Source organism: Gordonia sp. QH-12, assembly GCF_001578675.1.
GTDB lineage: Bacteria > Actinomycetota > Actinomycetes > Mycobacteriales > Mycobacteriaceae > Gordonia > Gordonia sihwensis.
Genome location: NZ_KQ969295.1, coordinates 115,268 through 122,076, shown reverse-complemented (window position 1 = coordinate 122,076; position 6,809 = coordinate 115,268). Strand labels below are relative to the sequence as shown.

Genomic DNA, 6,809 nt, shown 5'->3' with positions numbered 1-6,809 from the left:
CGGTGAACCGTCCGATCCCGGCGGCGCTGACGCGCCGGCGGCGGGCGGCACCGTCACCGAGCCGCAACCCCTGCGCCAGATACTGATGCACCGACAGGTACCCGGCTTTGCGATACACGGCCCGGTCGGAGACCTCCACCAACACTGCCGCGTCGACACCGTCGAGACGACGATGCGTGCGCTCGAGGGTCTCGACGGTTTCCAGCAGGGTGTCTTCGGCCACCGCGGACAGCGGCAGGGACGCGAACTTGGTCGCCGCAGCCTCCAACAGGCGGGCGAGGGCGGCCGGGTCGTCCGGCAGCAGCACTTCTGACGCGCCCATCGAACCCACCCCTCCACCTGCACAGTGCCCGAGAACACTTCTGGTGTGTTTCTATGTTCGAACTCTACCGCCGCCCTCTGACAAAACCTCTGGCAACCTCTGCTGCTCAAGCCGGGCGCGCAGCCTCGGCTCACTTCCGGCCCGACACCATCGCGGCCACCTCACCCCATTTGATGCGACTGCCGGTGCGCAGGATCGACCGCGTGTAGATCCGCGATGCGACCCAGACGGCGAGCAGGCAGGCGGCGACCATGATGGCGAAGGTGCCGATCACCTGCCCCGGATCGGTGTCTCCGGTCGCGATGCGGATGGGCATCAGCACTGCGCTGAACGGCGGGATCCAACTGAGCGTCTGAATCAGCGTGGAATCGAGTGCCTGGATGCCGAAGGTGCCGGAGTACAGTGCGGCGAGCACGAGGATCGTCAGCGGTGCCGAACTGGAGTTCAATTCCTCCTGCCGGCTCACCATCGCGCCGGTGGCCGCATAGAGCGCGGCGAAGAAGAGGAATCCGAGCAGGAACCACGCGATCACGGCGGCGAAGACGGTGGTCGCGGTGCCGGTCAGGGTGAGGAGCCCGGTGGCGCGGCCCGCGATGAGCGCGGTCGCTCCGATCAGCACCACCTGTGCCAGAGAGATGGCGCCGATACCGAGGATCTTGCCCCAGAGCAGCTGGAGCGGACGCACGGCCGACAGCAGCAGTTCGACGATGCGCGACGACTTCTCCTCCACCACGCCCACTGCCACCATCAGCCCGCCCATCATGATCGTCATGATCAGCAGGATCGATCCGATCAGGGCGACGGTCACACGCTGCGCCTCGTCGGGCTTCTCGGCCTGCGTCCGGTCCAGCGTGAAACGAGGCTGCGGCAGCGAGGCGGCGTCGACGCCGCGGGCGGACAGCGCCTCCGACAGATCTCGCTGGGCGACGGCACCGCGCAGGACGCCCTCGATCGTCGGATCCATGCCGTTCTTGCTGACGGCGGTGTAGGCACCGGGTCCGGTGACGATGAGAGCCGCGGCCAGATCCCCGTCGCCGACGGCCGACCGCGCCGCGTCGGCGTTCGGCAGCACTTCGGTCTCGATCCGCTGTCCGGCGGCGTCTCCGCCGGACTCGATGGTCGCCGACAGTCCGGCGTCTGCGCCGACGATCCCGACCTTGTCGACGCTGTCGCCGCCGGACAGTGCGGACCAGACGATGGCGCCGATGATGATCACCGCCATCATCACGCCGGTCGAGATGATGAACGACTTCTCGCGCGCGCGGGTGTTGATCTCGCGCCCGGCGACGAGCTTGATGTTGTTCAACGTGGAATTCATTTCGTCACACCAACTCTCGGAACAGCTCGGTCAGGGAAGGGGCGGTGGTGGCGAACCGGTGCACTGGGCCGGCGGCCATCGCGGCGGTGAGAATCTGCTGGTCGTCGGTTCCGTGGTCGATGTGCAGCACGGCCGAAGCGTCGCGGTACTCCACATCGGTGACGCCCGGCAGGCCGTCGGCCCAGCGGGTCTCCGACCGTGGGCCGCGCACCTCCAAGCGAAGGCCGTCGCGGGCACGGAGGTCGTCGACGGTGCCGAGTGCCTTCATCACCCCGCCGGAGATGACGCCGACTCGGTCGCAGAGACGCTCCACCAGGTCGAGCTGGTGCGAGGAGAAGATGACCGGGATGCCCTGCGCGGCCTTGTCGGTGAGGACTTCGCTCATCACGTCGACGGCCACCGGATCGAGCCCGGAGAAGGGCTCGTCGAGCACCAGCAAATCGGGGTCGTGCACCAGTGCGGCGGCCAGCTGCACGCGCTGTTGGTTGCCGAGCGAGAGGTCGTTGACCTGGTCGCCGAGCCGACCGTGGATGCCCAGCCTGCGAGTCCACTTCTCGGTCGCGTCGGCGGCCTCGGACTTCGACAATCCGTGCAGCCGTGCGAGGTAGGCGAGCTGATCGCCGACCTTCATCTTCGGGTAGAGACCGCGCTCCTCGGGCATGTACCCGATCCGCTTGCGGCCGTCGAAGTCGATGGGCGCGTCGCCGAGCCGCACGTCGCCGGAATCGGCGGCCAGCACGCCGAGCACGATGCGCATCGTGGTCGACTTGCCTGCCCCGTTGCTGCCGACGAATCCGAAGATCTCGCCCGGCGCCACGGAGAAGGTGACATCGTCGAGCGCCCGCACGGAGCCGTACGACTTGGCGAGGTGATTGATGTTCAGTGCTTGTGGCACGGGGATCTCCTAGATCTCGTCGCTGGAGTGTTCGGGTTCGGGGTCCTGCATCCACCAGGACATGAGGACGTCCGGAACGCAGGAGAGCGCGTACACGGACGCGATCAGCAGCCACGCGATCGACATGACGGTCTCACCGGAGACGTAGTCGCGGTAGCCGAGGACGATGAGGATGGCGTAGACGACCATCATCGGCGGCAGGAGCAGGTTGTAGCTGAGCGCGCGGGCGGCGTTGCGCTGAGTCAGCTGCAACTCGTCGAGGGTGTCGGCGGGTGCGCCCGCGATGGATTCGGTGACCACTCGCAGCATCATCAGCACCACGAGGGAGGTCACCAGGCCGATGGCGAAGGGCACGGCCGACCACAGCGGCGCCCAGAACGATGCGATCGAGGAGATCACCACCACGCAGAGCAGGATCAGCAGGACCGACGACAGCAATCGTCGGCCGCGGCGGTTGCGAAGGCCGGGCAGCCACGTGCCGGTGGTTCGGACGAAGGTGTCGTGGCGTCGCGCCGCCGACCGGCTGTACCGCCGCACCCATTCGGGGATGGCGGAGTCTGGAAACACGTAGTTCGGGTCATGCATGGTCGGGTCCCCCGTACAGTTCCGTCGACATGGCGGTGAACTCGGTCCGGCTGAAGACCGCTTCGACCGGCAGGCCGAAGACGTCGCAGATCCGGAACGCCAGGTCGAGGCTCGGATAGTTGTCGCCACGTTCCAGCGCGCCGACCGACTGAACATTGATGTCGACCAGTTCGGCCAACTGCGCCCGTGACATCTTCCGCTCCGCGCGCAGAACGGCGATGCGGTTGTAGATGGGGAGCTTGGGTCCCCGCCTGATCGGACTCACAGAACACAGTGTTGGGAAAACACAACAAATTGTCAATGGTTCAGTATCAAGTCGGGCCCGGAGGGCACCGCTGAAGCGCGGTGGATAGCATGCCCGCATGATTGTGAGCAGCACCGTGGGATCCGTGACGACCATCGAACTCGCCCGCGAGGAGAAGCGGAACGCCCTCGATCAGGACATGGTCCAGGGCCTCTCGGAGGCGTTCACGGCCGCGGTCGACGGCGGCGCCCGCGCCATCGTGCTCACCGGTCGGGGCAATGTCTTCAGTGCTGGCGCCGACCTCTCCGGTCCCGTCTACGACCAGTCGTTCCTGGACCGGCTCGTCGCACTCATCGAGCAGATCGAATCGACTCCCGTCCCCGTCATCGCCGCACTGAACGGCGCCGCGCTCGGAGCCGGATTGCAGCTGGCGATGGCGGCCGATCTCCGGGTGATGGCCGATGTGGCGTTCGCGGGGATTCCGGCGGCAAAGATCGGCGTCGCCGTCGACGAGTGGACCATCAGGAGGCTCGTGTCGCTGGTGGGTGCGGGCCAGGCGCGCGGGATGCTGCTCGGCTGCGAGCCGCTCTCGTCGGACCGTGCCCTCACGCTCGGCTTCGCCAACAGGTTCGGTGATCTGGCCGTCGCCCAGAAGTGGGCCGCCGAGATCGCCGAGTACGCGCCGCTCACCCTGCGGCACTACAAGCTCGTGCTCACCGGAGACGGAGCGCGAGACGACGCGCCCGAGGAACGAGCGGCCGCCATGCGCGCGGCGTGGCTCAGCGAGGACGTTCAGGAGGCCCGTGCCGCGCGGGCGGAGAAGCGTGCCCCGGTTTTTCGGGGACGCTGAGTTTCAGGGGCGCTGATCAGTCGCCGAGGGTCTGCCGCAGATAGGGGTTCGCGAAGGTGCGGTTCGGATCGAAGTGATTCCGGACGGCGAGGAAGTCGTCGAACTCGGGATACACACTGCGGAGGTACTCCGCGTCGCGGGTGTGCATCTTGCCCCAGTGCGGCCGGCCGCCGTGCGCGACCATGATGTCCTCGACGTCGCGGAAGTAGGCCTCGGAGTCGCGCACGTCGTCGCGGTGATAGCGGTGTACCGCGATGTAACCCGATGCACGGCCGCTCGCCGTCGAGAGCATCAGGTCGTCGGCCGCGGCCGCGCGCACCTCGACCGGGAAGCTCACCTTGTGCCTGCGCCGGTTGATGGTGGCACGCAGTTCGCGCAGCGCCTCCGGTACCGCTTCGAGGGGGATCGCGTACTCCATCTCGCGGAACCGAACGTTGCGTGCGGAGATGAAGATCTTGTCGGAGCGGTCGGTGTATGTGCGCGCCGACAGCGCCCGCCCCGACACCTGATTGATCGCGGGGACCACGCGCGGTTGGGTGGCGCTGAGCGTGCACAGCACCCGGAACATCCCGTTCGAGAGCAGTTCGTCGTCGATGTAGCGGCGTATCTTGGACGGTCCGTTCGCGGGGGTGCCCGCGGGCAGCCGGGTGTTGGTCTTGGTGAGGGTGCGGGTGGTGTGCGGGAACCAGTAGAACTCGTAGTGATCCACGGAGGCGACTCGATCGAGGAAGCCGTCGATGGTCTCGTCCGCGTCGGCGGGTGCCTCCACCGCTTCGATCGCGAAGGCGTCCACCAGCTGGAGCGTGACATCGGTCAGCACGCCGAGTGCGCCGAGGCCGAGAGCTGCGGCCTTCAGGTCGGGGTCGTCCTCGCCGACGGTGCGGACCTGCCCGGTTCCGTCGACCAGCGTGACGCCGCGGATCTGCGTCGAGATGCCTCCGAACGCCCCGCCCGTGCCGTGTGTGCCGGTGGACGTGGCGCCGGAGACCGTCTGCCGGTCGATGTCGCCGAGATTGGTCATCGCCAGACCCAGCGGCTCGAGCATCGCCGGAATCTGGTGCAGATGGGTGCCGGCTCCGAGGGTGATGCGTTTGCGGTCGGCGTCGACGGCGCGAACGCCCTGGAATCCCGACATGCCGATCTGGATGCCCGGTGCGACGGCGATCTCCGAGAAACTGTGGCCTGCGCCGACCGGCTTCACCGTCTCACCGCGTTCGGCCGCGGCCCGGACGGCGGCGGCCAGTTCGTCGACGCTCTGCGGGACGACGAGCCTGCTGGGGGCGCAGTGCGCGGTCCCGCCCCAGTTCGTCCACGTACCCGATGCCGCTCGGCTCACAAGAAACACTTCCCTTCTCCACGGTAGGTCGGAACCACCTCGACGACGTCCGCACGCCCGGCGGAGTCTCGTTCGATGAGGGCCACCGACTCCGACCTCTCGCACACTTCACCCGACTTGGTGTGCCGGAACCACACCCTATCGCCGACCGTCAGCGACCGTGCGGCCGAACCGCGCAGCGGAGTCTGCACCTCGCCCGCGGCCTCGGTGCCGATGAACTGCAGGCCGGCGGGCCAGACCGGCTTGGGGAGACGGTCGGGTCCCGGGGGGCCGGAGGCGATCCATCCACCCCCGGCACATGTCACGATTTCGTCGTCGGGACGGCGCAGAACGTCGAGTCCGAAGGACAGCGCGGGCGCCGGACGGAAGTGCCTGTACGTGTCGAAGAGATGTCCGCCGAAGAAGCCGCTGCCCGCGGCGATGTCGGTGATCGCCCGGTCCTTGGCCGTCTCCTCCAGCGATCCGGTGCCGCCGGCGTTGACGAACTCCAGGTCGGCCACCTCGCGCAGCGCCGCGATCGCCTTTCCGCGGCGGCGCCGCAGTTCCAGCATCGACACCGCCTGCATGGTCTGCACCGCGGTGTTGGTCAGGAGCTTGCCCGCGACCTCGTTTCCGACCCCCGCGACCTGCGCTTCGTACGACATCGCGCCCACCAGACGGAACCCGTCGCGCGCGACGACCGTGCGCGCCAGGGAGCGTGCCTGCTCCACGGTGTGAACGGGGGAGCGGCGGACCCCGACGTGGACGTGGCCGGCGGCGGCGCGCAGGGAGGCGTCGAGGTCGATCGCGATCCGGACCTCCGGTCGCCGCCCTGCGGCGGCGACGTCGTCGACGATGTCGAGTTGAGCCGGGTCGTCGATGAGCAGGGTCACCCGCTCGCACGCCGTCTCGTCGGCCAGCAGCCGTTCCAGGGCGCCCCGTCTGACCGTCGGGTACCCGAGGAGTACGTCGGTGATCCCGGATTCGGTGGCCAGCCAGTGCGCTTCGGCGACGTCGTAGGCCAGGACGCCGGCGAATCCGTCGCGCCCGAGGACGTCGTCGATGACCGAGCGCACACGCAGCGACTTGCTGGCCACCCGGATCGGGACGCCCCCGGCGCGGGCGCGCAGATCGGCGATGTTGTGTTCGAGTGCCCCGAGATCGAGTGCGAGCACAGGGGAGTCGAGTCCGGCGCGGCGCACCGCGTCGTCGATCCCGCCCCAGTAGTCCGCGGGATCGGTGACGTACGGGCTTCGCGTGGGCGGCATGGCGCGGCACTC

The 6,809-nt window shown here is 68.3% G+C and carries 7 protein-coding genes and 1 pseudogene; 1 reads left to right on the top strand and 7 read right to left on the bottom strand.

Annotated features, from left to right (window positions below; all coding sequences use genetic code 11):
• The 5 genes and pseudogenes from Y710_RS13510 to Y710_RS13490 all read right to left on the bottom strand — a co-directional run.
• Positions 1–322 (bottom strand): annotated as a pseudogene (locus tag Y710_RS13510) (HNH endonuclease); the annotation flags it as partial.
• Positions 323–452: 130 nt separating this feature from the next.
• Positions 453–1,640 carry an ABC transporter permease gene (locus Y710_RS13505; protein WP_045539191.1) on the bottom strand — a complete coding sequence of 396 codons (1,188 nt, stop codon included), beginning with the start codon at positions 1,638–1,640 and terminating at the stop codon, positions 453–455.
• 4 nt (positions 1,641–1,644) lie between these two features.
• Positions 1,645–2,535 (bottom strand): ABC transporter ATP-binding protein, encoded by an 891-nt coding sequence (locus Y710_RS13500; protein WP_006894615.1) that lies wholly within the window; start codon positions 2,533–2,535, stop codon positions 1,645–1,647.
• A gap of 9 nt (positions 2,536–2,544) precedes the next feature.
• Positions 2,545–3,120: a hypothetical protein gene (locus Y710_RS13495; RefSeq protein ID WP_006894616.1), complete on the bottom strand. Its 576-nt coding sequence runs from the start codon at positions 3,118–3,120 to the stop codon at positions 2,545–2,547.
• Positions 3,113–3,385, bottom strand: a complete 273-nt coding sequence (locus Y710_RS13490; RefSeq protein WP_006894618.1) for a helix-turn-helix transcriptional regulator — start codon at positions 3,383–3,385, stop codon at positions 3,113–3,115. Before Y710_RS13490 ends, Y710_RS13495 begins: the two co-directional genes overlap by 8 nt.
• Positions 3,386–3,482: 97 nt before the next feature.
• On the opposite strand from Y710_RS13490, the gene Y710_RS13485 reads away from it, so the two are divergent.
• Positions 3,483–4,214 (top strand): enoyl-CoA hydratase, encoded by a 732-nt coding sequence (locus Y710_RS13485; protein WP_045539190.1) that lies wholly within the window; start codon positions 3,483–3,485, stop codon positions 4,212–4,214.
• A 16-nt stretch (positions 4,215–4,230) separates the two neighbouring features.
• Here Y710_RS13485 and Y710_RS13480 read toward each other — a convergent pair whose 3' ends face one another.
• A complete protein-coding gene (locus Y710_RS13480) occupies positions 4,231–5,550 on the bottom strand; it encodes a D-arabinono-1,4-lactone oxidase (RefSeq protein WP_045539188.1) in 1,320 nt (439 codons plus the stop codon).
• Positions 5,547–6,797, bottom strand: coding sequence for an alanine racemase (locus tag Y710_RS13475; RefSeq protein WP_045539187.1), 1,251 nt, complete (start codon positions 6,795–6,797; stop codon positions 5,547–5,549). Before Y710_RS13475 ends, Y710_RS13480 begins: the two co-directional genes overlap by 4 nt.
• Between the last annotated feature and the right edge of the window lie 12 nt (positions 6,798–6,809).

Excerpts from the sequence above, each read along its gene's own strand:
- Y710_RS13505 (WP_045539191.1), bottom strand. The coding sequence starts at position 1,640 with ATGAATTCCACGTTGAACAACATCAAGCTCGTCGCCGGGCGCGAGATC.
- Y710_RS13495 (WP_006894616.1), bottom strand. The coding sequence starts at position 3,120 with ATGCATGACCCGAACTACGTGTTTCCAGACTCCGCCATCCCCGAATGG.
- Y710_RS13485 (WP_045539190.1), top strand. The coding sequence starts at position 3,483 with ATGATTGTGAGCAGCACCGTGGGATCCGTGACGACCATCGAACTCGCC.
- Y710_RS13475 (WP_045539187.1), bottom strand. The coding sequence starts at position 6,797 with ATGCCGCCCACGCGAAGCCCGTACGTCACCGATCCCGCGGACTACTGG.